This window comes from Sanguibacter massiliensis (assembly GCF_900240335.1).
Classification (GTDB): Bacteria; Actinomycetota; Actinomycetes; order Actinomycetales; family Cellulomonadaceae; genus Flavimobilis; species Flavimobilis massiliensis.
Genome location: NZ_LT964979.1, coordinates 2,002,992 through 2,027,885 on the forward strand (window position 1 = coordinate 2,002,992; position 24,894 = coordinate 2,027,885).

Consider the following 24,894-nt stretch of genomic DNA (forward strand, 5'->3'; position numbering starts at 1 on the left):
CCGAGACTACCGAGCGCCGAGGACGTCGGTGACGCCCGGCTCGTCGGACCAGGGTCGCGCTGGATCGCGCCCGACGAGGGCGTCGACAGCGGCCTTCCACGACGCGAGGAGGTCGCGCACCTTCCACGCGGCGAGCTTCGACGGTTCGACCGATGCCGACGACACCGCGACCCCGACGGCGTCGATCCCCGCGGCCCGGGCGGAGAACAGGGCGCGCGGCAGGTGGTAGTCCTGCGTGACGACGATCGCGTCCTCGACGCCGAAGACGGTGCGCGCCCGCACGGCGGAGTCGTGCGTGTCGAGCCCCGCGAAGTCCTGGAGGACGACGCCCTCCGGCACGCCAGCACGCACGAGGTAGTCCTTCATGGCCGTCGGCTCGTCGTACCCGACGGTCGAGGAGTCCCCCGAGACGAGCACGCCGCGCACGACGCCCCGCTCATAGAGGTCGACGGCCGCGTCGAGTCGCCGCCCGAGGTACGTCGACGGCGTTCCGTCGGGCCGCAGCCCCGCGCCGAGGACGAGCGCGACGGTCCGCGGGGGTGCGTCGGCAAGGTCGACGACGTGCTGCCGCCCGCTCGCCTGCACGACGGCGACGGGTGCGACGACGGCGACGACGCCGACGCACGCGGCGACGAGGAGCGCCCGGCGCAGACGGCGGCGCGGTCGCGCCTCGGGGACCTCGACGAGCTCAACCAGGGACGTCATGCGCACCATCCTGCCCGGTCCGCGTCCGGAACACGCGGGTACGGACCTTCCTGCGCAGGATCTCCGCAGGTGTGCCGCTCCAGTGTCGGCGGCCCCGACTAGGCTCGGTGGTGCCTCGCCGCCCACTCCTCACGGAGGACCCATGACCGCCCGTCGCCTCACCGCTCTCGCCGTCGCCGCGCTGTTCGGCACGTCCGTGCTTGTTGGCTGCTCGGACGACGGGTCGTTTTCGCTGCCGTCGGGCGACCAGCTCAAGCAGATGGTCGACTCGGGCACGCAGCGCGCCCAGGAGCTCAGGGCGAAGGCCGACGAGGCCCGCGCGAGCCTCGAGGGTCTCACCGGAGACCTCAAAGGCACGGCCGAGAAGGCCTTGAGCGGCGCGCAGGGCGCCGCCGACCAGGCCCGCGCCGCGCTCGAGTCCGCGCAGTCCGCGAAGGGCGACGCGGAGGCGAAGGTCACCGACGCTCGGGAGTCGCTCGACAAGGCGAAGGCGGACCTCGACGCGGCCCGTGAGCGTCTGGAGAAGGACGACTCGGCAGCCGGCAAGGCCGCGAACGACGCGCTCGCGAAGGTCGAGACCGAGCTCGAGAACCTCCTCGGGAACCTCAAGGGCTGACATCCTGGGGCGCTCCTGGGGAATCGAGGTTGCGCCACCCTGGGAGAATGGGTGCCCGTGAGCACACCGACCGGATCCAGCGCGCCCGAGGGGCGTCCCCGTCGGGGTCGCGGCGGACGCGGCCGCGGCCCGGAACACGGGTCCTCGCAGGGCTCGTCGCAGGGCCCGTCGCAGCGTTCGTCGCAGGCCGGCGGCAAGGGTCGCGGTCGCGGTCGGCGCGACACGTTCGACCGCGGGGTCCTCGACGCGCGTGCGCTCGCGCGTGCGGCGCGTGCCGCGGAGATCCGCGCGCTCGTCGACGTCCCCGCGATCACGTACCCCGAGAACCTCCCGGTCTCGGCGCAACGTGAGGAGATCGCGGACGCGATCCGCGACCACCAAGTCGTCATCGTCGCGGGCGCGACGGGCTCGGGCAAGACGACGCAGCTGCCGAAGATCCTCCTCGACCTCGGCCGTGGCCGGGCGGGCCAGATCGGCCACACGCAGCCGCGCCGCCTCGCGGCACGGACGGTCGCGGAGCGCATCGCGGAGGAGATCGGCGACGAGCACACGGGGCCCGACGGGCAGGTGCGGCGGGGTCGCACGGGCGGCGTCGTCGGCTACCAGGTGCGGTTCACGGACGAGAGTTCGGACCGCACGCTCGTCAAGGTCATGACGGACGGCATCCTCCTCGCGCAGATCCAGCGCGACCCGCTGCTGCGGACCTACGACACGCTCGTCATCGACGAGGCGCACGAGCGTTCGCTCAACATCGACTTCCTCCTCGGCTACCTCACGCAGCTGCTGCCGCAGCGGCCGGACCTCAAGCTCGTCATCACGTCGGCGACGATCGACTCCGAGCGGTTCGCGGAGCACTTCGCGTCCGTGGCGGCCGACGGCACTCGGGTGCCGGCACCCGTCATCGAGGTGTCGGGCCGCACGTACCCGGTCGAGATCCGCTACCGACCGCTCGTCGAGGACCTGCCTGATCCGGCGGAGGACAAGGGCACGTCGACGGGCGCGGTCGGCGGCGGCAAGGCCGCGAAGAAGAAGCGCCCGGCCAAGGCCGTCGAGCGTGACCTCATGACGGGCATCTGCGAGGCCGTCGACGAGCTCTTCGCGGAGGGCCCCGGCGACATCCTCGTCTTCCTCTCAGGCGAGCGCGAGATCCGCGACGCGGCCGACGCTCTGCGCGGGCACCTCGGCGACCGAGTCGACGGGCGCGGCACGCCGCTGTCCGTCGAGGTCGTGCCGCTCTACGCGCGCCTCTCGGCGGCCGAGCAGCATCGGGTCTTCGAGCCGCACGGCGGGCGTCGCGTCGTCCTCGCGACGAACGTCGCGGAGACGTCCCTCACGGTGCCGGGCATCCGCTACGTCATCGACCCGGGAACGGCGCGCATCTCGCGCTACTCGAAGGCGACGAAGGTCCAGCGGCTCCCGATCGAGCCCGTGAGCCAGGCGAGCGCCAACCAGCGCTCGGGGCGGTGTGGGCGCGTGGCCGACGGCATCGCGATCCGCCTGTACTCCGAGTCCGACTTCGAGGGGCGCCCCGAGTTCACCGACCCCGAGATCCTGCGGACGTCGCTCGCGAGCGTCATCCTCCAGATGATCTCGTCGGGCGTCGCGAACGGTCCTGACGACGTCGCGGGCTTCCCGTTCGTCGACCCGCCCGACGTTCGCGCGGTGCGTGACGGCGTCACCCTGCTCACGGAGCTCGGGGCGCTCGCCGACGGCGCCTCGCTCACCGCGACCGGGCGCACGCTCTCGCGCCTGCCGATGGACCCGAGACTCGGCCGCATGATCATTGAGGGCGCGCGACGCGGCGTGGGCCGCGAGGTCCTCATCGTCACGGCGGTCCTCTCGATCCAGGACCCGCGCGAGCGCCCGACGGAGCAACGCCAGCACGCCGACCAGCTCCACGGCCGCTTCGCGGACCCGACGTCGGACTTCCTCACGTACCTCAACCTCTGGGAGTACCTCAAGGAGCAGCGCCGCGCCCTGTCGTCGTCGGCGTTCCGCCGCCTGTGCAAGGCGGAGTTCATCAACTTCCTGCGCGTCCGCGAGTGGCAGGACCTCGTCGGGCAGCTCAAGGACATGGCGGAGCAGCTCGACCTCGAGATCAAGCCTGCGTCGCGGGCAGTCGTCGCCGACGGCTCGTCGTCGGGCGTCGTGCGTCGTTCCGCGCCGGGGGCGCGGGCGCTGTCCGTCGCCGAGGCGATGGCGGAGGCCGCCGAGAAGGCAGGCGAGGCCCGCGAGACCGAGACGCACCGTTTCCGCTGGGACGGTGACACGATCCATCGTGCGCTGCTCGCGGGCATGCTCTCGCAGATCGGCATGCAGCAGGTCACCGAGGTCGGCGCGCAGCGGCCGGGCAGGCCTGCGCGCGAGGACCGTCGGGCGGCGCGTCAGGCGCGCAACGAGTACGTGGGGGCCCGCAACGCACACTTCGCGATCTTCCCGGGCTCGCCGCTGTCGAAGAAGCCGCCGGCGTGGATCATGGCGGGCGAGCTCGTCGAGACGAGCCGCCTGTGGGCGCGCGAGGTCGCACGGATCGAGCCCGAGTGGGCCGAGGAGATCGGCGCCCACCTCGTCAAGCACGTGTACTCCGAGCCGCACTGGTCCTCGAAGCAGGGGGCGGCGCAGGCCTTCGAGAAGGTGCTGCTCCACGGCCTGCCGATCGTCGCGCAGCGCAAGGTCCTCTTCTCCCGTGTCGATCCGGAGGGGGCGCGGGAGATGTTCCTCCGCAAGGCGCTCGTCGAGGGGGAGTGGAGCACGCGCCACGAGTTCTTCGCGCGCAACCGGGAGCTGCTCGACGAGGCCGAGCAGCTCGAGGCGCGCACGCGTCGTCGTGATCTCGTCGTCGACGACGACACGCTCTTCGCGTTCTACGATGCGCGCGTGCCCGCGGACGTCGTCTCGGCGCGGCACTTCGACCGCTGGTGGAAGGACGCGCGCCGCACGGACCCGGAGCTGCTGACCTTCACCCCGGAGTTGCTCGTGCCCGAGGCCGGGGACGTCGATCTCGCGGACTATCCGGACACGTGGGAGCAGGGCGACCTGCGTCTTCCGCTCACGTACGAGCTTTCTCCCGGCCAGCAGACCGACGGGGTGACGGTGCACGTGCCGCTCGCGGTGCTCGACCGTGTGGTGCCCGACGGCTTCGACTGGCTCGTCCCGGGCATGTGGACGGAGCTCGCGACGGCGACGATCCGCGCGCTGCCGAAGCCGGTGCGCGTGCAGCTCGTGCCGGCGCCGGACGTCGCGCGGGACGTCGTCGCGTGGCTGCGCGCCCACGAGGCCGCGTGGGCGGACCTCACGCGCGCAGGCGACATGGCGCCGTCGTTCCACGAGGCGTTCGCGCGCGCGGTGCGCGCGCTGCGCGAGGTCGTCGTGCCCGACGACGCGTGGGCGAGCGTCGCGCTGCCGGACCATCTGCGCATGCAGTTCCGCGTCGTCGACTCACGCGGGACGATCGTCGACGAGGGCGCCGACCTGCTCGCGCTGCAGCGCCGGCTGCGCTCGCGCACGCAGGCGGAGGTGCGGACCGCGGTCCGCACGGCCCTGGCGGACGCGATCCGCGAAGCGGGCACCCCGGCCCCCTCCGGCTCCCCCGCCGGCTCCGCCTCCCCCTCCGCTCCGACTCGTAGGTCTGGAGCACCATCGAACGGTGCTGGAGACCTTCCAGTCGACCCGTCTGATCCGACTCGTAGGTCCGGAGCACCATCGAACGGTGCTGGAGACCGACCAGTCGAGGAGGCGGGCGTGCTGCTCGCCGAGCAGGAGCGGCTCACCACGTGGCCGACGCTCACCTCACCCACCGGCGAGCCCGTCCCGGGCGACGCGCTGCCCGACGAGGTCGTCACGCGCCTCGGCGCAGGCCCGTCGGCCACGACCGTCCGCGGGTACCCCGCGCTCGTCGTCGAGCTCGCGCCGGCACGCGCGAAGGGCACGTCGTCGGGCGGGTCCGCAGCGGGCGGCAAGCGCCCGGCGGGCGCGCAGGGCGGCCGCAACGTCGAGTCCGTCGCTCTCCGCATCCTGGCCGACCGCCGACGCCAGGCCCCCGACCACGCGGCGGGCGTGCGCGCACTGCTCCTCGCGGAGACCGGCCTGCAGACGCAGCGCGTGACGACCCGGTGGACGGGTCAGCAGGCGCTCACGCTCGCGTCGAGCCCGTACCGGAGCACCGACGCCCTCGTCGGCGACGTGCAGAAGGCCGCGATCGCCGCGCTGACGTCGGGCAGCGAGCCGGGCGTCCCCGAGGCGTCGACGATCCGCTCGCGCGAGGCCTACGAGGTCGCGCGCGGCGTCGTCCGCGAGCGCCTCGAGGAGCGGGTCCACCAGATCGTCGGGCACGTCGTCGCGGCCCTGGCCGCGGCGCGCGAGCTCGACACGCAGGTGCGCACGTCGACGAGCCTCGCGCTGCTCAACACGCTCACGGACGTGCGCGACGACGCGGCGCGGCTCGTGTTCGACGGCTTCGTCACCGCGACCCCGCCCGAGCGGCTGCGCCACCTGCCGCGCTACCTGCGCGCGGCCTCGCACCGCCTCACGAAGGCCGAGCAGAACCCCAACCGCGACGCCGAGCTCGCGTGGAAGATCCGCGACGTCGAGGACGTCTACGACCAGGCCCGCGCCGCGTACGCGGCGGGCAAGCCCGACGACGCCCGCCTCGCAGCGCTCGAGGAGGCGCGCTGGATGCTCGAGGAGCTGCGCGTGTCGTTCTTCGCGCAGCAGCTCGGCACGGACGGCACCGTCTCGGAGAAGCGGATCCGGGCGCTGCTCGCGGGCTGACCGGCGCACGATCCCGGACGGTGAGCACGCCTCACGCCTCCGCCCCGGCCGGGCCACGCAAGCCGCGGGCCCCTCGCGACACAGACAAAGTGCAGTCCACATCGTCACAGGAGGCCAGCATGCGCACCCATCGGATCGTCACCGTCGTCGTCCCTGCGACTGAGATCCCCGGCGAGGCGACGCTCGAGGCCGGCGCCGACGACCTCGCCTCTCAGGCGACCACGCCGCTCACTCTCGTGGCTACGTCCGGGGAGGCGTCGTGAATCGGCGCGGGTGTGCGGCGATCGCCGTGACCGCACTCCTTGCCCTGGGTGCGTGCGCGGGCCCGACGGCCACCGACGGACCGCGAGTCGCCGCTACGTGCGTCGGGCCTCAGATCCGGCTCGACGGCGCGCCGACGGCCGACGTCGCCCCCGGCGACGTCATCACGGTCACCGGGGCACTCTTCTACTCGACGTGCGACGACGTCGGTCCCGGCTTTGGCCCCCGCACCCCGTATGGTGCGCTGACGCTCACGGCGGTCGTCGACGGCGCCCGGTTTGAGGTCGGCACCGTCACTCCCGACGCCGAGGGTTCGTGGACCGTCGACTGGCACGTCCCCGAGGGCGCGGGCGGCAGTGCCACGGTCGAGGCCGACGACGGCCGGTGGACCATCAGCCTCGACACGAGCGGCGCGCAGCTCGTCGACGGCTGACCCGGTTGCCGCGGCAGCTCAGCGCGCGCGTCCCGCAAGCGTCGCCAGCAGCGCCGCGCCTGTCGCGGCGTCGTCGACGGTGACGACGTAGCGTCGTCCGCCGGTCGCCCGCACCTCGATCCCGTCGCCCTTGCGCAGCACCATGCCGATGCTGCCGTCGAGGGCGGTGCGGATGCCCCAGCCGCCGAACTCGCCCATGGGGTCGACGCGGACGACGCTGACGTCCTCGATCTCGTCGAGCGGCACGGTGATCCGCGGCCAGGGGAACGCGGTGCGGGCCATGAGGCCGCGCGCGTCGATGACGACGGTCGCGCTCAGCAGCATGAGCAGCGGCGTGAGCCCGACGCCGAGGATGAGGCCGATCCACCAGTCGGTTGCGATTCCGAGGCCCACGGAGGCGACGGCAATCGCGGCGATGATGAGCCACGCGTGCCCCTGGCGGGTCGTGCGGACCCAGGTCGCGCGGGTGTCGACGTCGAGCGGGAGCGTCGTCGTCGTGGCCGGGAGAGCCGAGTGGGCGGGGCGGTGGGGGTCGCGTGGGACGACGCTCGCGGCGGCGATGCCGGCCGCGAACGCGATGGCGAGCGTGACGACGACGCCCCCGCCGATGCCGGTCGCGTCGCGCGCGTCGGTGAGTCCGCGCTGGGCGTCGAAGGTGACGACGAGTATCCCGCCGAGGAAGATCGCGAGCCATACGGCGATGCCGGCGACGAAGCGTCGGGTCATGGCGGCCTGCCCGGCGAACGTGCCGAGCGCCCACATGGCGACGGAGAAGAGGACGACAATGGCGGAGAACGTCACGAGCATCCCCGCCGCGGAGCCGACCTGGTCGACGCCGTCGTTGCTCCAGTGCGTCGCGACCTCGGCGGGCAGCTCGTCACGCCAGCCCCCGACGACGAGGAGCGCGGCGGCGAGGACGAGGAGCGGGACGACGAGCGTGAGGAGTGCTGTGATCCCGCGGTGCGGGACGGTGCGCGTGGTGGAGGTCATCGCAGTGCTTCCTTGACGAGGGCGGTCGTGGTGCGGGGGTCGAGGCCGAGCCGGCGGGACTCGGCGACGAGGGTGTCGATCGCGGCGCGGAGGCGCGCGTCGCGGAGCCCGGCGTCGTCGGCGCGCGCGGCGACGGTCGCGCCGCGGCCGCGGCGGAGCTCGACGAGGCCTTCGTCGCGGAGCTCCTGGTAGGCGCGCAGGACGGTGTGGAGGTTGACGTCGAGGCTTGCGGCGACGTCGCGTGCGGGGGCGAGGCGGTCGCCCGCGGAGAGCGTCCCTGCGGCGATGGCGGCGCGCAGCTGTGCGGCGAGCTGCTCGAAGAGCGGCTCGGGCGCGGCGGGGTCGATCGTGAGGAGCACACGCTCATCGTAGTTGTTACCATACAACTAGAACAAGTGCCGACGGATTGATGGCTTCCCTCATCGAATGGGGGGAAGCCATCAATCCGTCGGGGAGCACGTTCCTCCTGCGACACCGTCGGGGAGCGCGTTGCTCCCGCGGCACCGTCGGGAGACGGCCCTCCTACCGCGGCACTACCGGAGCCGAAATCTCCAGGACCGGACCATCCAGGCCGAGCCCCCACGTCGGCAGGTACGACTCCCGGTTGTCGCCGACGACCGCCAGCGCCCCGTCCCCCGCCGCGAGCGCCACATGATCGTGGACCGCGACGATGAACGACTGGTCCGCCGCCTGGTCCTGGTCGAGCGCCACGACGATCTCCCGGCCGGCCTCCTCGGCGACGAGAGCCATGCCCGGCGGTGGCACGCAAGGCGCCGCGACCGGCACCCGCACGGTGAGGCGCGCAGCCGAGTGCTCCGTCGCGCGCTCGTGGTACTGCACCGACGGCACGCCCGCGAGCGTCGCCCCCGTCTCCGTGAGCGCGACGAACAACCGGTCGGTGAGCGCCGGGATGAGCCCCGCGAGCTCGCCGAGCGTCGCCGAGCCTCCGAGCGTGAGAAGCAGCCGCGCCGGTACGTCCCGCACCTCGTGCGGGACGTCGAGCGCAGGCTGCCCCGCGAGCACGGACCGCACGTACCCGGCGGCCGCGAGCCGCCCCTCGAGCGACGCCCACACCGCACCCCACAGCTCGTCGAACTCCGCGACAGGATCGGCGGCGTCGAGAACCGTCGCGACGTCCGCGAGCGACACGTCGAGCGCCCGCAGCAGCGTGATCGTGCGCCCGCGCACGACCTGCTCGGGCCCGTACGCGCGCGGCGCACCCTCGCCCGTGCGCGTCGCGTCGAGCAGTCCGCGATCCGTCCAGAGCCGCACGGCCTTCTCGGACACGCCGAGCGTCCGCGCGAGGGCCCCGACCGTCAATGTCGTCGTCATGCGCACGACGCTAGGCCCTGCCCCAGGGGCAGGCGCAAGCGTGCGCAGGGGCGCCGCGCGGTTCGCGCTCACCTTCTCGCGCTCACCGACGCGGCCGCGGCCCGTGCCGACGTCGACGAGACACGCACGGCCGCGATGGGCGGGTTCTTCGGCGGGTACATGGCGAACTGCGTCGCGGGGCACACGGACCGCTTCCGGGCGATCGTCTCGCATGCGGGACTGTGGTCGCTCGAGCTGTTCCTGCCGACGACCGACCACCCGTCGTACTGGGCGCGGGAGATGACCCCGGAGATGCGTGCGGCGTGGTCGCCGCACCGGTCGGTCGGTGCGATCCGCACGCCCATGCTCGTCGTCCACGGCGACAAGGACTACCGGGTGCCGGTCGGCGAGGGGCTCTCGCTCTGGTACTCGCTGCTCAGCGCGTCGGTCCTGCCGCAGGCCGACGACGGCACGACGGCCCATCGGTTCCAATCGGTTCACGTCGCGTGCACCGATCGGCTATCGGCACTTGCGAGGGCGCCGGGGAGCAGCTCAGCCGAGGACGCTGCGGCGCGGCTCAGCCCAGGACGACGCGGTGGGCCTCGGCCGACGACGCCTTGCGCGCCGCCTTGCCGTCGAGCTCCGTGACGACGGACTCCTTCTCCAACACGTTCGTCACGACGAGCAGCCGCCAGCCCTTGTCCTTCTTCGCAGCCTTGAGCTCGCGTCGGGTGAGGCTCACCGACGGGTCGGGCCCGACCTTGCCACGCACCTCGACCCGGATCGTCTCCTTGACGCCCTCGACCTTCCGCTTGAGCTCGAGGTCGTACCCGTGGCCCGGCTCGTCACGTACGTCGTCGACAGGCTTGAAGCCGAGTTTCTTGTAGTGCTTGAGCGCGGCCTTGAAGGCACGCTTCTCGACGCGGGCGCCGAGTGCGGAGGCCGTGTAGGGGGACGTGACGCCGCCCGCGCCGTCGTCGACGTCGTCGCGGCCGGCGAGCACGAGCAGCGCGTCGAGCTCGGCCTGCGTGAGCGCGACCGGAGCGGGCTGCGGCTCCGTCACGGCTGTCGAGGCTGCGAGCACGGCGTCGTCGCCGGCCTGGTCGAGCGTCACCGGCATGTCCCAGAAGGTCACGGCGATCCGCACCCACGTCGTGCGCTCGTCCGCGCGCGGCCGGTCGAGCCACGCACCGGGGTCGCTCGCGACGTCTCGCACGACCGTGTCCGTGATGCGGCCTGCACCCCAGAACCCGGCATCAACCTTCGACGAGCCCCTGTCGACGTAGAAGATGACCGCGTCGCCCTCGCGCATCGCGGCGGCGGGCGCCAGCGAACCGATCGGCAGGCTCCAGAAGTCGTCGAGGCCGCGCTTCGCGAGCGCGACCTCCGGCTTGCTGCGCTCCGGGCTGCAGGTGATGACCCAGGCTCCGACCTCAGGGGCGTGAGGCTCGGGCTGCTCGGTGCTCGCGTTCGACATGGTCTGAGACTAGCCGTCCGTGCGGCCGTCGTCGGGGGACCGTCGGGCCCTGGTCGCAGGCGGCGCCGTGAGGCGCCGCCTCGATAGCCGATCCGTACGCCCCCGGCGTCCGGATCGGCTATCGACGGCCTGGCACCACCCCTCGTTCGCGGATTGACGCGTCCCCCCGTCGGACGGGTGGGACGCGTCAATCCGTGGGGAGGGTGTCAGGCGCGGAGGATGCCCCGGTCGCGCGCCGTCGTCACGGCGGCCGTGCGCGAGTCGACGCCGAGCTTCGTGAACACGTGCGCGAGGTGCGACTTCACCGTCGCCTCGGAGAGGAAGAGCCGCCTGCTCACCTGCTGGTTCGTCAGCCCTTCGGCGACGAGCGCGAGCACCTCGGTCTCGCGCGCCGTGAGCTGCGTGCCGGGGGTCCGGACGCGCTCGACGAGGCGCGTCGCGATCGCAGGCGCGAGCGCCGACGCGCCCGCAGCGGCCGCGCGGACGGCGGCCACGAGCTCCTCGGGGGGCGCGTCCTTGAGGAGGTAGCCGACGGCTCCGGCCTCGAGCGCTGCGAGGATGTCGGCGTCGGTGCCGTAGGTCGTGAGGACGATGACGCGCGGGGTCGGGCCGGCGGACGTGATCGTCGCGGTCGCCTCGACACCGCCGGCGGGGCCGTCGCCGAACTGCAGGTCCATGAGGACGACGTCGGGCCAGGCCTCGGCCGCGAGCCGGACAGCGTCGGCGGCGGTGGGGGCCTCGCCGACGATCTCAAGGTCGGGCTCGGTCTCGAGGAGGGCGCGGACGCCGGCGCGGACGACAGGATGGTCGTCGGCGAGCAGGATGCGGATCATCGGGCGCCACCTTCTCGTGCAGAGCTGTCCACAGACACCCTCACGGCGACGGCCGTCCCCAGCCCGGGTGTCGACTCGACCGTGAGCACACCCCCGAGCGACCGCGCACGCGCGCGCATGCCCGGAAGCCCGAACCCTGAGTCGGCACCCGCACCGCGCGCCAGAACCGCGTCGGCGTCGAAGCCGCTGCCGTCGTCGACGACGTCGAGCGCGACCTCGTCGTCCATGAACGAGAGCGTCACGTCGACCCGCTGAGCGCCCGCGTGCCGGCGCGCGTTCCCGACCGCCGACTGGGCGATCCGCAGGATCGCCTGCTCGGCGTCGGGCCCGAGCGGACCCGCGTCACCCGAGACGTGCACGTGGACGCGCGGCCCGTCAGGTGCGGCGGCGAGCCGCTCGAGGGCATGCACGAGTCCTCCGGCGTCGAGGTCGGGCGACGTCCAGGCACGCACGAGCCGACGCGCCTCGACAAGGTTCTCCCCGGCGGTCTCACGCGCCTGCGTGACGTGCCGGGCTGCTGTCGCGACCTCGTCTGCGATCCGCGGATCGGCGCCCGCCACAGACCCGCCCGGGGCGTGCGATGCCGCGGCGTCGTCGAGGATCCGCTCGGCCGCGCGCAGCAGCAGCTGGATCGACGAGAGACCCTGGGCGAGCGTGTCGTGGATCTCGCGCGCGAGCCGCTCACGCTCCGCGAGCATGCCCTCGTTGCGGGACGCGGCCGCAAGGTCCTCACGCGCGACGGACAGCTCCGCGATGAGCACGCGGCGCTGCTCGCTTTCGCGCGCGAGCGCCGCATGACCGTGAACCGCGGCGGCCGCGAAGGCCGCACCGAGCACGGGCCCGAGGACGGCGCCGACGTCGAGCTGGCCCTCATGCAGCCCGTACGCACCGACGGACGCGCCGACGAGCACCGCGAGCGTCACCGCGCCCACGAGCGCAGGCAGGACCTGGAGCACGAGGAAGAAGAGGGGGAACGCGAGCCACACGGCCTCGGGCGTCACCGCGAGCAGCGCGATCCACAGGGCGACGATGACCGAGAGCCACGCCGTCGCAGCACGCCCCCGCCCCGGAGCTCCGCCGCTCGGGTGCGTGCCGGGCGGAACGAGCCGCAGGTCCCCGCGGAGGATGCCCGCAGCGTCGACGAGGCCGATCGCGGCCGCGAGCGCCGCGACGGCACCCGCCCCGGACGTCCCGAGGGCGCGCACGACGACGAGCACGAGCAGCAGCGCGAGCACGAGGTGCGGGCCAGCACGCAGCACGAGCGGAACGGGGCGGAGGTCGGAGATCACGGCACCACCACCCTAGGCATCGGCCGTGCGCACGTCATCGTCCGTTCGGACGATCCGAGGACCCCGCCGCGGCCGATGCCCGCGAGGGGGCTCGAGGCGGAGGCTCGAGGGGTGCGTGGCGCCGCGCCCGCACGGGGAGGAACAAATGTACGTCGCATGGCGGGACCTGCGTGCTGCGCGTGGCCGCTTCGGTCTCGTCGGGACGGTCGTCGCGCTCGTCACGGTGCTCGTCGGGCTCGTCTCGGGGCTCACGGCCGGCCTTGCCCGGGAGTCGACGTCCGCGATCGCGGACCTGCCAGCGGACCGGATCGTCCTCGCGGCGCCCGAGCCAGGCGAGAAGGCGTCGCTCACGACGTCGGAGCTCGACACTGCGACCGTCGACGCATGGCGCGCGGTCCCCGGGGTCGCGGGCGTCACGCCGGTGACGGTCGCCACGACGCGCGCCACGGGCGGACGTCGGGCGTCGGTCACGGTCATGGGCGCTCCGGAGGGCTCCGCAGTCGCGCCGGGTGTCGCACCCGGTCGCGTCGTCCTCTCCGAGAGCGCGGCCGAGGATCTTGGTCTCGCTGCCGGAGGCACGCTGACGCTCGGCGGTGCCGAGCTCACGGTCGCTGCGGTCGAGGGTGACGCGTCCCTCAGTCACGTGCCGGTCGTCTGGACGGTTCCGGCCGACGTGCCCGCCCAGGGCCGTGCCGACTCTGTCGCTGCGACGTTCCTCGCGGTGACGCTCGCGGACGACGGTCTCGACACCGCGGCCGTCGACGCCGGCCTCGGCACGTCGACGACGACGGTCAAGGGTGCCCTCCGCACGATCGGTGCTTTCACGTCGGAGAACGGCTCGCTGCAGATGATGCAGGCCTTCCTGCTCGTGATCTCGGCGCTCGTCGTCGGCTCGTTCTTCACGGTGTGGACGGTGCAGCGTGCGGGTGACGTCGCGGTGCTGCGCGCGCTTGGCGCGTCGACGCGCCTGCTCCTGCGGGATGCGCTCGGTCAGGCGCTCGTCCTTCTGCTTGCGGGGACGGGCGTCGGCATGCTCCTCGTCGTCGGTCTGGGCGCGGTGATCGCCAACGTCGTGCCGTTCGTGCTGAGCCCTTCGACCATCCTCGTGCCCTTCGTGGCACTCGTCGTCCTGGGTCTGGCGGGCGCAGGTCTCGCGGTGCGCCGCGTGACGTCCGTCGACCCCCTCACTGCTTTGGGAAGTGCCCGATGAGCCTCGTCCTCGACCACATCACTCTCACCTACCCCGATGGCGCGGAGCGCGTCACGGCACTCGACGATGTCTCGCTCACGGTGCCGGACGGCACGGTTGCGGCGGTCGTCGGGCCGTCGGGCTCGGGGAAGTCGAGCATGCTCGCGGTCGCGGCGACGCTCGTGCGGCCTGATGCGGGCACGGTCCGCATCGGTGACCTCGACGTCACGGGGCTCGACGAGGCGGCACGGACCGCGGTGCGGCGCACGCACGTGGGGATCGTCTTCCAGCAGCCGAACCTTCTCGCGTCGCTCACGGCGCTCGAGCAGCTCGAGGTCATGGCGGTGCTCGACGGTCGCCGGCCGGCGTCGGTGCGGGAGCGTGCGCGCGAGCTGCTCGGCGCGGTGGGGCTCGCCGATCAGGCGGGCCGTCGGCCGCACCAGCTCTCGGGCGGTCAGCGTCAGCGGGTGAACATCGCGCGGGCTCTCATGGGGTCGCCGGACGTGCTGCTCGTCGACGAGCCGACGAGCGCGCTCGACCATGAGCGGGGTGCGGCGGTGCTGGATCTTGTCGTGCGGCTCGCGCACGAGCGCGGCGTGGCGACGGTGCTCGTCACGCACGACCATTCGCAGCTGGGTCTGGTCGACGAGATCCACGAGATGCGCGACGGCGTCCTGTCCCCGGCGGATCTCCCGGTCGCGAACCTCCCGGTCGCGGCGGCAACCGCCTGACCTTGCATGCCGATAGCCGATCGGACCACCACAGGTGTCCCGATCCGCTATCGAGCGGGCTCGATTCCGGGGCTCGGCCCCGGGGCCTGGTTCCGGGGCCTGGTTCCGGGGCCCGGTTCCGGGGCCCGGCTCCGGGGTCCGGTTCCGGGGCGCTCGATAGCCGATCAGTACACATGCAGCGTCCCGATCCGCTATCGAGCGGGCCACCCGCCCAAGAGCAAAGTCCCGATAGCCGATCCGTGCGTGTGACGCGCACCGATCGGCTATCGACCTACGAGGCCGCTTCGTCGGGGTGCCCTCCTCCGGGCGCGGCCAGCAGCGAGTGTCGCCGCGAGTAGGAGAGGTAGACGACGGCCCCGACGACGATCCACGCGAGGAACCGGAGCCACGTGAGGACCGTGAGGTTGGTCGTCAGCCAGATGCACGCGAGACCTGCTAGCACCGGGAGAACGGGCGACCACGGCACCTTGAAGCCGCGCTCGAGGTCCGGTCGCGACCGGCGGAGCAGCGGCACCCCGAAGCACACGAGGATGAACGCCGAGAGCGTCCCGATGTTGATCATCTCTTCAAGGAACCCGACGTCCGCAAGGCCGGCGATCGCCGCGACGACGACGCCCAGCCCGACCTGCAGCGCGACGGGCGTGCGGAAACGCGCGTGCGTGACGGACAGCCCGCGTGGCAGCAGCCCGTCGCGGCTCATCGCGAAGACGACGCGCGCGAGCCCGAGGAGGAGCACCATGACGACGCTCGTGAGGCCGACGAGGATGCCGAGCGAGATGACCTTCCCAGCCCACCCCGCCCCGACGAGCACGAATGCCGTCGTGAGCGAGGGGCTCTCGGACACCGCGAGCTCTGTGTAGGGGACCATGCCGGTGACGACGACGGTGACGAGCACGTAGAGGACGGTGACGAGCGCGAGCCCGCCGAGGACGCCGCGCGGGATCGTGCGTTGCGGATCGCGGGCTTCCTCGGCGGTCGTCGCGACGACGTCGAAGCCGATGAACGCAAAGAAGACGAGTGCTGCACCCGAGAGGATGCCGAGCGCCCCGTACATCGACGGCTCCTGCCCCGTGAGGAACGCGACGAGCGGCTGGTGAAGCCCGGACGCCCCGTCCTTGGACTGCGACGGCGGGACGAACGGCGTGTAGTTCTCGGCCTTGACGTAGAAGAAGCCGGCGACGATGACGAAGAGGGTGATCCCCACCTTGAGGATCGTCAGCACGGAGTTGACGCGCGTCGAGAGCTTGGTGCCCAGGACGAGCAGAGCCGTGAAGACGGCGACGATGAGCACGGGCGCCCAGTCGAGCGTCAGGGGACCGACGTCGACGCGGGTCGGCAGTCCGATGCCGAACAGGCCGAACGCGTCCCCGAGGTAGACGCCCCAGAACTTCGCGATGACGGCGGCGGCGAGCAGCATCTCGAGGATGAGGTCCCAGCCGATGAACCAGGCGACGCCCTCACCGAACGTCGCGTACGAGAACGTGTAGGCGGAGCCCGCGATCGGCAGGGTCGAGGCGAACTCGGCGTAGCACATGATCGCGAGCCCGCACACGACGGCGGCGATGACGAACGAGACGATGACGGCGGGCCCGGCGTGGTGCGCGGCAGCGGTGGCCCCGACGGAGAAGATGCCAGCGCCGACGGCGACAGAGACACCGAGGACGGCAAGGTCCCACGCGGTGAGGTTCCGCTTGAGGGAGCGCGTCTCGTCGTGGCTCGTGGCGATCGCTTGCTCGACGCTCTTGCGCCTGCCGAGGCTGCGCAGGAACGACGGTGCTGCGGGTCGCGCGTCATGGGTGGGCATACGTCCTCCTCCGGGCGTGGGAACCATCTTTGCTGCCGCGTGCCCCGAGCGCGAGGGCTGCGCGCACATCCGTGGGCAACGGGACGCGGAGGGGCGCTGTGGTCAGGTGTGCACCGATGGGAGAATCAACCCCATGGCCAAGCTGTACTTCCGCTACGGAGCGATGAACTCCGGCAAGTCGACGTCGCTCCTCCAGGCCGCGCACAACTACGAGGAGCGCGAGCACCGGATCCTCCTCGCGAAGCCGGGGGTCGACACGAAGGCGGGGCGTCAGATCCACTCGCGTCTCGGCGTCGTGCGTGAGGTTGACTATCTCGTGGGCGCGGACGACGACGCGTACGGGCTGTTCCAGCAGCACCGCTCGGCGGTCCAGCTCGCGAGCGGCCGCGACGTGTCCTGCCTGCTGCTCGACGAGGCGCAGTTCCTCACGACGCAGCAGGTCGACGATCTGCTGCGCATCGCGGTCCTCGATGGCATCCCGGTGATCTGCTACGGCATCCGGACGGACTTCCGCACGGAGGCGTTCCCTGGGTCGCGCCGCCTGCTCGAGATCTCGCACTCGCTCGAGGAGCTCAAGACGATCTGCCGCTGCGGCCGCAAGGCGATCTTCACGACGCGTCGGATCGACGGTCGAGCGATCTTCGACGGTGCGCAGGTCGCGATTGACGGGGGTGCGGAGGTCACGTACGAGGCCGTGTGCGCGGCGTGCTACCTCGCGGAGTCGGGTGGCCGCCTCCCCTGACGGGGAGGTGGCGTCACCCATTGACGGGGAGGCGGCGTCACCCGCCGACGGGCCGGCCACCCCGGTTCTCGACGAACCATCGTGTCGCGAACTCCACGAGGTCGCGCACGGGGACGACGACGACGTCGGCCGCCCCGATCCGACCTGCCCGCACGAGCGCTGGGTGGGTGTCGCGGAACTCCGCGCCGCACGCGGCAAAGTCCTCGTCGGCCGGGAGGACCTCGCGCCACGTCACCCAGCGCCGTTCGCCGTCGACGGTCATAGGCGCCCCCTGGTCGACCCACTCCTGGCCGGGCCACACCGTGCGGTTCTCGGCGAGGTGGAGGGCGGTGCAGCTCTCGAAGCCGACGCCGAGCAGGCACACGAGCGCGTCGAGGTCTTCGAGCGCGCGCAGGGGGGGGCGTTCGCCCGCCGAGTCGTCGAGGTCGTGGACGGCGACGACACGGCCGGCCAGAGGGCCGTGGGCGGCCACGGACCGCTGCGGGTGCCCGGAGCGGAGCACGCCCGGCCAGGTGCGGAAGAGCTCGGCGACGGCCCCCATGGTGCGGGTCGGGGTACGGGCGGGGTCGTAGGCGGGCAGCTGTTCCCGGATGCGGGCGTAGGCCGCCGGGTCGACGGCGGGGTCGCGGAGGAACGCGGGGTCGCACAGCTGCCACGACTGGGTCGGCATGACGACGGTGCCGGTGGGCCCGGCGGCGTCGAGGATCCCGCGGAGCAGCGCGTCCTCGCCGCCGACGACGTTCCCGACGCGTCGCATCGAGGTGTGGACCATGACGACGCGTCCGGCGATGCCGAGGTCGCGCAGCGTCCGGGTGACGTCATCCGTGGTCACGAGGTCGTGGGGCAGCCCGTCCGTCGTCGTCATCCCCAACAACTACCATTCCGACGTCCGCGTCCGCCACTGCCGTCCTGCGGCTCTGCGTCCTGCGGGCTCAAGGTTCCGCGTGGCGCAGCCGCGGAAGGGCGGCGGTCCCGGGGCGCCGCGCACGGGCTCGTCGTGCACGGAGGACGTCAGTCGTCCGAGAGGCGCTTCCAGGTGGCGAGCGCGGGGCCGATCACGCTGGCACGCTGACCGAGCTCGGCGACGACGATCTCGGGGACCGTCGCGACCCTCACGGATGACGACGTGCCCGAGCTCGCCCGCCTCGACGAGGAGCGCACGGCAGGCGCGTTCGATCGCGTCGAGCGTGGCATCCCCGTCCGAGCCCGCGGTGGGCTCGTGCGACGCGGCGTGCACCGTTCCCGCGGGGTCGACAAGCTCCCCGCGGATGTTGGTGCCGCCCACGTCGAGGGCGATGACAAGGCTCACAGCGCCTGCCACTCCGGCTTGGTCGCGAAGACGCAGCGGTAATGCTCGGCGTTCGCCAGGTCGGCTGCGGCGTCCTCGTCGACGAGCAGCGTGACGTGCGGGTGCATCTGGACGATCGAACCGGGGCAGCTCGTGGTGACAGGGCCCTCGGCCGCCGCAGCGACGGCGGCGGCCTTGCCGGCGCCGGTCGCGACGATGAGGAGGTGACGTGCCTCCATGACCGTCCCGAGGCCCTGCGTGAGGGCGTATCGCGGCACGTCGTCGATCGAGTCGAAGAAGCGCGCGTTGTCGGAGCGGGTCTGCTCGGTGAGCGTGACGATCCGGGTGCGCGACGCGAGCGACGAGCCGGGCTCGTTGAACGCGAGGTGGCCGTTGGTACCGATGCCGAGGATCTGCACGTCGACGCCGCCGGCAGCCTTGATGGACTCGTCGTACGCGCGACCGGCGGCTGGAATGTCGTCGGCGGCGCCGTCGGGGCTGTGGACCGCGGTGTCGGCGATGTCGAGGTGGCTCGTGAACACGCGCCGGATGAACTGGTGGTACGACTCGGGGTGCCCGACGGGCAGGCCGATGTACTCGTCGAGGCAGAATGCCTCGGCCGCGGCGAAGGAGAGGCCTTCCTCGCGGTGGCGGCGGATGAGCTCGGTGTAGACGGGGAGCGGCGAGGATCCGGTCGCGAGGCCGAGCACAGGGTGTGCGTTCTCGCGGACGGTGCGTTCGAAGATGTCGGCCCCGACCTTCCCGACGACGTCGGCGGACGGCAGGATCAGGATCTCCATGGGGGTGCCTTTCTCAGGGGTGGGTGCGCCCGGCGTCACGCCGGACGCACCCGTGGATGCTGCTGTCAGCCCTTGGTGCAGGTACTGCTGTTCCGTCAGGAGAGCCCGAGCTCTCCGTCGAGGACGAGTGCGGCTGCGCCGTGGAGGACGCCGTCGCGACCCAGCGCGGACATGCGAACGGTGACCTGCTCGTCCGCGAAGGGGCGTGTGAGGGCCAGGATCGTGGACTCGGTCGCTTGGCGGAACGGGCCGTCGATGAGCTCGGGCGGGCCGGAGAGCACGACGTCGCGGAGGCCGAGGGCCTGGACGACGGGTGCGAGGACGGTGCCGAGCTGACGCCCGGCTGAGGAGAGCTCGCTCGCGGACTGCGCCTCGGAGAGGCCTGCGACGCGTGCGCGGAGGCGTGGCGCGGCGACGAGGGACTCGAGGCAGCCGTGGCGGCCGCACGTGCAGGGGTCTCCGTCGGGGACGACGGTGACGTGGCCGATTTCGCCTGCGGTGCCGTAGGGGCCGCGGAGGAGGTTGCCGTCGAGGAGGATGCCGGCGCCGACGCCTCGTCCGATCTCGACGAGGAGGAGGCCTGCACCACCGCCCTTGATGAAGGTGTCCTCGGCGAGGGCGGCGCTGTCGGCGTCGTTCGCGACGTGGACGGGGACGCCAAGGGCATCGCGCAGGTGCTGGCCGAGCGCGAGGCGCTCCCAGCGGAGGTTGGGGGCGTTGCGCACCTCGCCGTCGACGGTGACGATGCCGGGGGCTCCGACGCCGAGGCCGAGGACCTTGCCGGGCGCGTCGAGGAGGAGGCGGCGGGCGAACTCGACGGTGCGGTCGACGGCATCGTCGCCGCGGTCGTCGCCGAGGGTGACCTGGTGGGTGACGACGACGGTGCCCTCGAGGTCGACGACGGAGCCGCGGAGGTCGTGGTCGCCGGAGAGGTCGAGGCAGGCGATGTAGGCGCCGGTCGGGTTGATCCCGACGAGCGTCGCGGGCTTGCCCAGGTGGGTTCCGGGGCGGACTCCGAGCTCGATGACGAGATCGTCGGCGATGAGTCCTGAGACGACGTCCGAGATCGTGACGCGCGCAAGCTTCGTGAGTCGGGCGAGGTCGGCTCGCGACTGGGGGCCGTCGTCGACTAGATGCTGCAGGACGAGGGCACGGTGGTGCCGGCGGGTGTCTGAGGGCAGGATCTTTCCTGCCGGCGCAGCGACGCGCGGGGTCGCCTGCCGCGCGTCTCGTGACGATGTCGTCCTTGCCATGAAAGTCAGTACACCTCACCGGCGCCGAGGTCGGCTCCAGCACGGTCGACCTCACGTCCGACGGCTCGCGTGGGCGGCGCACGCCGCCCACGCGAGCACGGGGTGCCGCGCCGCCCGGCGATCTGCAAGGATCGCCCCATGTCGATCGATCGCAGCCTGGGTGACGACGAGCGCGTCGTCCTGCAGACCCGTCCGCACGTCAAGATGGTCTTCGTGCCGTTCCTCGTCCTGCTGCTCGCCGCGGCGGGCGTCGTCGCGGCCCTCCTGCTGCTGCCGGACAACGACTCCAAGACGTGGCTCATGCTCGCGATCGGGGTGGTCGCGCTCGTCGTCATCGTCGTGTGGTCGCTCGTGCCCTACCTGCGGTGGCGCACGACGTCGTACACGTTCACGACGCGTCGTCTCATCACGCGCTCAGGGATCCTCACGAAGACGGGCCGCGACATCCCGCTGTTCCGCATCAACGACTTCACGTACGAGCGGGACCTGCTCGACCAGATGCTCGGCTGCGGGACGATCGTCGTCTCGGACGCGACGGAGAAGGCGGGCGTGCTCCTCTACGACGTGCCGCGCGTCGCCGAGGTGAAGAAGCAGCTCTCCGAGCTGCTGTTCAAGGCCGACGACGGCTCGGACGACGGCGAGTTCCCGCCGACGGACCCGCGCAACGGCCGCCGCCGCTGACCGCCTGCCGGACCGCCGTCTCACGATCCGGGACGGCTTGGGTGGGGGTCCGGCGCACCCCTAGGCTCGCACCACCATCCAGAGCGGCCGAGAGTCCTGGCTCGTCGACGCCGCAGCAACCCGCCCAAGAGGAAGCCTCCTGAGGGAACGGGTGCTCACGCCAGGTCCGATGGACCGACCCTGCGGAGGCTGACCCATGAGCATCACCGGCACCGGCGGCGCGACCGCGCGCCCGACCGTCTCCTTCGAGCTCATGCCCCCGCGCAACCCCGACGCGGCCCCGAAGTTCTGGGCGACCGCCCGCGCGCTCCTCGCCGCACGCCCCGACTTCGTCTCCGTCACCTACGGCGCCGCCGGGACCGACCGCGCGACGACGCGCCAGGTCGTCCAGACGATCGCCCGCGAGACTCCCGTCCTGCCGATCGCACATCTCACGTGCGTCGCAGCGACGCGCGAGCACGTCACCGAGGTCGTCCGCGAATTCCTCGACGCGGGCATCCGCTCGTTCCTCGCGCTGCGTGGCGACCCGCCCGTCGGGCAGCCCGACTGGACCCCGAGCCCGGGCGGCGTCAACTCCTCCGAGGACCTCATCCGCCTCCTCCAGCAGGTTGAGGCCGTGCGCTGCGGCGAGTCGCCAGCGAGCGCGCTCCGCGGCGCGACCCGCCCCCTGACGATCGCGGTCGCGACGTTCCCCGGCGGCAACCTCGCCGCGGGCACGACGCCCGCGCAGGAGGTCGAGCGCCTGCTCGTCAAGCAGGAGGCGGGCGCGACGTTCGCGATCACCCAGCTCTTCTACGAGGCATCGACATACGTCGACTTCGTCGAGCGCGCCCGCACCGCGGGCGTCACCATCCCCATCCTCGCCGGCATCCTGCCGACGACCGAGCCCCGCCGCCTCCACCGGGTCGCGGAGCTCACGGGCGTGCCCGCACCGGTGCGACTCACGGCCGAGCTCGAGTCCCTGCCCGAGGACGAGAGGCACGCGCACGGCATGCGCGCGTCGATCGACCTCGCGCGGGCCGTGCTCGACGCCGGGGCGCCTGGCCTGCACGTCTACACCTTCAACAACGCTGCACCAGCACTGGACCTGCTCGAGGGTGTACACCTCGGCGGCGACGCGCAGATCGCGTCGGACCTGGCCGGAGGGCCGCGGGTCGGTGAACCCCTCAGGGACGTCGCACGAGTCGACGGCCCCTGATCTCACCTCCAGGAGCACCAGCATGACCATCTCCCAGGGCACCCGTGTCCCCACTGCCGGAACGGTTCCCGCATTTCCGACCGCGACGATCCTCGGCTACCCCCGCATCGGGCCGCGCCGCGAGCTCAAGCGTGCGCTCGAGTCCTTCTGGGCCGGGCGGACGACCGCGGCGGAGCTCGAGGCCGTCGCGGCGGACCTGCGCGCGACGACCCGCGCCCGCCTCGTCGCGCTCGGCCTCACCGGTGACTCCGCGGTCCCCGCGGCGTTCTCCTTCTACGACCAGGTCCTCGACGCGGCCGTCACCGTCGGCGCCGTCCCCGAGCGCTTCGCGCACCTCGTCGCGTCCGACGGCACGCTCGACCTCGCCGGGTACTCGACGATCGCCCGCGGCGCGGGCGCGCTCGCGCCGCTCGAGATGACGAAGTGGTTCGACACGAACTACCACTACCTCGTCCCCGAGATCGGCCCCGCGACGGCGTTCCGCCTCGCGTCGGACCGCCTCGTCGCCGAGGTCGCCGAGTCCGTCGCGTCGGGGGTCGTCCCACGTCCCGTCGTCGTCGGGCCCGTCACCTTCCTCGCGCTGTCGAAGGCCGCGGACGGTGCGCCCGACGGCTACGAGCCGCTCGACCGGCTCGACGACCTCCTCCCGGTCTACGTCGCCCTGCTCGAGCGCCTCGCGGCCGCGGGCGCGCAGTGGGTGCAGCTCGACGAGCCCGCGCTCGTCACCGACACGCTGCGCACGGCGCCCGACGCCCTCGCGGCGGCCGCCTCCCGCGCGTACGCCGTGCTCACCGCCGCACCCGTCGGAGCGCAGCGTCCCGCGATCCTCCTCGCCGCACCGTACGGCGAGCTGCGTGAGTCCCTCCCCGCGGTCGCCCTGAGCGGCGTCGAGGCAGTCGCGCTCGACCTCGTCGAGGGATCCGTGCCCTCCGGGCTCACCGACGAGGTCCGCGCGGGGCTCGCCGCCAAGGTGCTCGTCGGCGGCGTCGTCGACGGCCACAACGTGTGGCGCACCGACCTTGCGGGCGCGCTCGACCGGCTCGACGCGCTGCGCGAGATCTCCGGCGCGGTGGCTGCCGCGACGTCGACGTCCCTCCTCCATGTGCCGCACACTCTCGCCGACGAGCCGCAGCTGGACGACGGGCTGCGCTCGTGGCTCGCGTTCGCCGACGAGAAGGTCGGCGAGGTCGCGGCGCTCGGCCGCGCGCTCACGTCGGGCAGGGACGCCGTCGCCGCCGAGGTCGAGGCCGCGAGCGCGGCCCTCGCTGCGCGGGCGGTCGCACCGGGCGTGCGCGTCGACGACGTCCGCGCGCGGACGTCCGCTGTCACCGACGCTGACCGCAAGCGCGGCGACGTCGCCGCGCGACGTACCGCCCAGGCCGAGCGCCTGCGTCTTCCGGCGCTGCCCACGACGACGATCGGCTCGTTCCCGCAGACCGTCGAGATCCGCAAGGCGCGCGCCGCCCACGCCCGGGGTGAGCTCGCGACCGACGCGTACGAGGCCGCGATGCGCGCCGAGATCGAGCGCGTCGTGCGCCTCCAGGAGGAGCTCGGGCTCGACGTCCTCGTTCACGGCGAGGCCGAGCGCAACGACATGGTCCAGTACTTCGCGGAGCTGCTCGACGGCTTCGCGGTAACCGAGAACGGCTGGGTCCAGTCCTACGGCTCGCGCTGCACGCGGCCCTCGCTCCTGTGGGGCGACGTGTCACGGCCCGCGCCCATGACGGTCGGCTGGGCGTCGTACGCGCAGTCGCTCTCCGACAAGCCCGTCAAGGGCATGCTCACGGGCCCCGTGACGATCATGGCGTGGTCGTTCGTGCGTGACGACGTGCCCGCGGCCGAGGTCGCCGACCAGCTCGGGCTCGCGCTGCGCGACGAGGTCGCGGACCTCGAGGCGGCCGGGATCGCGGTCGTCCAGGTCGACGAGCCCGCGCTGCGCGAGCTCCTGCCGCTGCGCCGCGAGGCGCACGCCGACTACCTCGCGTGGTCCGTCGGCTCGTTCCGCCTCGCGACGGCCGGGGCGACACCGTCGACGCAGGTGCACACGCACCTGTGCTACTCCGAGTTCGGCGAGGTCATCGGCGCGATCGACGCCCTCGACGCGGACGTCACGTCGATCGAGGCGGCGCGCTCCCGCATGGAGGTGCTCGACGAGCTCGAGGCCGCCGGGTTCTCGCGGGGCGTCGGGCCGGGCGTGTGGGACATCCACTCCCCGCGCGTGCCGTCGGCGGAGGAGATCTCGGAGCTGCTCGGGCTTGCGCTCGGGTCCGTCGACCCGAGCCTGCTGTGGGTCAACCCGGACTGCGGTCTCAAGACCCGCGGCTACGCGGAGACGGAGGCGTCGCTGAGGAACCTCGTGTCGGCGACCCTCACGGCGCGAGCGTCGCTCGCCGCCTCCACCCCGGCCTGACCCCACCCGACCCACCTNCCAGCGTCATATGTGTATAAGGCCCACCACCCGCCCCCCCCCCCCCCCCCCCGTCTGGTGGGTCTCCAGCACTGTTCGATGGTGCTGGAGACCTA

The 24,894-nt window shown here is 72.8% G+C and carries 21 protein-coding genes and 1 pseudogene; 11 read left to right on the plus strand and 11 right to left on the minus strand.

The window, feature by feature from the left end:
* Positions 1–6: 6 nt before the first annotated feature.
* A complete protein-coding gene (locus tag C1729_RS09345) occupies positions 7–705 on the minus strand; it encodes a SanA/YdcF family protein (RefSeq protein ID WP_102509699.1) in 699 nt (232 codons plus the stop codon).
* 142 nt (positions 706–847) lie between these two features.
* Between C1729_RS09345 and C1729_RS09350 the strand changes: the two genes are divergently transcribed.
* From C1729_RS09350 to C1729_RS09360, 4 genes are all read left to right on the plus strand, one after another.
* A complete protein-coding gene (locus C1729_RS09350) occupies positions 848–1,321 on the plus strand; it encodes a hypothetical protein (protein ID WP_102509700.1) in 474 nt (157 codons plus the stop codon).
* 51 nt (positions 1,322–1,372) lie between these two features.
* Complete coding sequence (gene hrpA / locus C1729_RS09355; protein WP_102509701.1) at positions 1,373–6,091, plus strand: ATP-dependent RNA helicase HrpA; 4,719 nt, start codon at positions 1,373–1,375, stop codon at positions 6,089–6,091.
* 119 nt (positions 6,092–6,210) lie between these two features.
* Positions 6,211–6,354 carry a hypothetical protein gene (locus C1729_RS14620; protein WP_165375472.1) on the plus strand — a complete coding sequence of 48 codons (144 nt, stop codon included), beginning with the start codon at positions 6,211–6,213 and terminating at the stop codon, positions 6,352–6,354.
* 26 nt (positions 6,355–6,380) lie between these two features.
* Positions 6,381–6,785, plus strand: a complete 405-nt coding sequence (locus tag C1729_RS09360) for a hypothetical protein (RefSeq protein ID WP_102509702.1) — start codon at positions 6,381–6,383, stop codon at positions 6,783–6,785.
* 18 nt (positions 6,786–6,803) lie between these two features.
* Here the strand turns inward: C1729_RS09360 and C1729_RS09365 are convergent, their stop codons facing one another.
* The 3 genes from C1729_RS09365 to C1729_RS15040 all read right to left on the minus strand — a co-directional run bounded on the left by C1729_RS09365 (position 6,804) and on the right by C1729_RS15040 (position 9,107).
* Positions 6,804–7,775 carry a hypothetical protein gene (locus C1729_RS09365; RefSeq protein WP_102509703.1) on the minus strand — a complete coding sequence of 324 codons (972 nt, stop codon included), beginning with the start codon at positions 7,773–7,775 and terminating at the stop codon, positions 6,804–6,806.
* Complete coding sequence (locus C1729_RS09370; protein WP_102509704.1) at positions 7,772–8,134, minus strand: GntR family transcriptional regulator; 363 nt, start codon at positions 8,132–8,134, stop codon at positions 7,772–7,774. The genes C1729_RS09365 and C1729_RS09370 overlap by 4 nt, the downstream gene beginning before the upstream one ends.
* A gap of 163 nt (positions 8,135–8,297) precedes the next feature.
* Positions 8,298–9,107: a MerR family transcriptional regulator gene (locus tag C1729_RS15040; RefSeq protein WP_102509705.1), complete on the minus strand. Its 810-nt coding sequence runs from the start codon at positions 9,105–9,107 to the stop codon at positions 8,298–8,300.
* 72 nt (positions 9,108–9,179) lie between these two features.
* On the opposite strand from C1729_RS15040, the pseudogene C1729_RS15045 reads away from it, so the two are divergent.
* Positions 9,180–9,575, plus strand: a pseudogene (locus C1729_RS15045) (alpha/beta hydrolase family protein); the annotation flags it as partial.
* 88 nt (positions 9,576–9,663) lie between these two features.
* Here the strand turns inward: C1729_RS15045 and C1729_RS09385 are convergent.
* The 3 genes from C1729_RS09385 to C1729_RS09395 all read right to left on the minus strand — a co-directional run bounded on the left by C1729_RS09385 (position 9,664) and on the right by C1729_RS09395 (position 12,685).
* Complete coding sequence (locus C1729_RS09385) at positions 9,664–10,563, minus strand: protein NO VEIN domain-containing protein (RefSeq protein WP_102509706.1); 900 nt, start codon at positions 10,561–10,563, stop codon at positions 9,664–9,666.
* 206 nt (positions 10,564–10,769) lie between these two features.
* A complete protein-coding gene (locus C1729_RS09390) occupies positions 10,770–11,396 on the minus strand; it encodes a response regulator (RefSeq protein WP_102509707.1) in 627 nt (208 codons plus the stop codon).
* Complete coding sequence (locus C1729_RS09395) at positions 11,393–12,685, minus strand: sensor histidine kinase (protein WP_102509708.1); 1,293 nt, start codon at positions 12,683–12,685, stop codon at positions 11,393–11,395. The genes C1729_RS09390 and C1729_RS09395 overlap by 4 nt, the downstream gene beginning before the upstream one ends.
* 145 nt (positions 12,686–12,830) lie before the next feature.
* Between C1729_RS09395 and C1729_RS09400 the strand changes: the two genes are divergently transcribed.
* Together C1729_RS09400 and C1729_RS09405 are read left to right on the plus strand one after the other, a co-directional pair.
* A complete protein-coding gene (locus C1729_RS09400; RefSeq protein ID WP_102509709.1) occupies positions 12,831–13,895 on the plus strand; it encodes an ABC transporter permease in 1,065 nt (354 codons plus the stop codon).
* On the plus strand, positions 13,892–14,605 hold the full coding sequence (locus tag C1729_RS09405) for an ABC transporter ATP-binding protein (RefSeq protein WP_102509710.1): 714 nt from the start codon (positions 13,892–13,894) through the stop codon (positions 14,603–14,605). The genes C1729_RS09400 and C1729_RS09405 overlap by 4 nt, the downstream gene beginning before the upstream one ends.
* Before the next feature lie 271 nt (positions 14,606–14,876).
* Here C1729_RS09405 and C1729_RS09410 read toward each other — a convergent pair whose 3' ends face one another.
* Entirely contained in the window at positions 14,877–16,409 is a 1,533-nt protein-coding gene (locus tag C1729_RS09410; RefSeq protein WP_102509711.1) for an APC family permease, read from the minus strand.
* A gap of 133 nt (positions 16,410–16,542) precedes the next feature.
* On the opposite strand from C1729_RS09410, the gene C1729_RS09415 reads away from it, so the two are divergent.
* Positions 16,543–17,151: a thymidine kinase gene (locus tag C1729_RS09415; protein WP_102509712.1), complete on the plus strand. Its 609-nt coding sequence runs from the start codon at positions 16,543–16,545 to the stop codon at positions 17,149–17,151.
* Positions 17,152–17,188: 37 nt separating this feature from the next.
* Here the strand turns inward: C1729_RS09415 and C1729_RS09420 are convergent, their stop codons facing one another.
* From C1729_RS09420 to C1729_RS09435, 3 genes are all read right to left on the minus strand, one after another.
* Positions 17,189–18,016: an AAC(3) family N-acetyltransferase gene (locus tag C1729_RS09420; RefSeq protein ID WP_102509713.1), complete on the minus strand. Its 828-nt coding sequence runs from the start codon at positions 18,014–18,016 to the stop codon at positions 17,189–17,191.
* Positions 18,017–18,456: 440 nt separating this feature from the next.
* Entirely contained in the window at positions 18,457–19,239 is a 783-nt protein-coding gene (nagB, locus tag C1729_RS09430) for a glucosamine-6-phosphate deaminase (RefSeq protein ID WP_102509715.1), read from the minus strand.
* A gap of 95 nt (positions 19,240–19,334) precedes the next feature.
* Positions 19,335–20,492 carry an ROK family protein gene (locus C1729_RS09435; RefSeq protein WP_102509716.1) on the minus strand — a complete coding sequence of 386 codons (1,158 nt, stop codon included), beginning with the start codon at positions 20,490–20,492 and terminating at the stop codon, positions 19,335–19,337.
* Positions 20,493–20,630: 138 nt separating this feature from the next.
* Between C1729_RS09435 and C1729_RS09440 the strand changes: the two genes are divergently transcribed.
* The 3 genes from C1729_RS09440 to metE all read left to right on the plus strand — a co-directional run bounded on the left by C1729_RS09440 (position 20,631) and on the right by metE (position 24,781).
* A complete protein-coding gene (locus C1729_RS09440; RefSeq protein WP_102509717.1) occupies positions 20,631–21,173 on the plus strand; it encodes a PH domain-containing protein in 543 nt (180 codons plus the stop codon).
* A 196-nt stretch (positions 21,174–21,369) separates the two neighbouring features.
* Positions 21,370–22,371, plus strand: coding sequence for a methylenetetrahydrofolate reductase (locus C1729_RS09445; RefSeq protein WP_102509718.1), 1,002 nt, complete (start codon positions 21,370–21,372; stop codon positions 22,369–22,371).
* Between the two features lie 22 nt (positions 22,372–22,393).
* Complete coding sequence (metE, locus tag C1729_RS09450; protein WP_102509719.1) at positions 22,394–24,781, plus strand: 5-methyltetrahydropteroyltriglutamate--homocysteine S-methyltransferase; 2,388 nt, start codon at positions 22,394–22,396, stop codon at positions 24,779–24,781.
* The last annotated feature ends 113 nt before the right edge of the window (positions 24,782–24,894 follow it).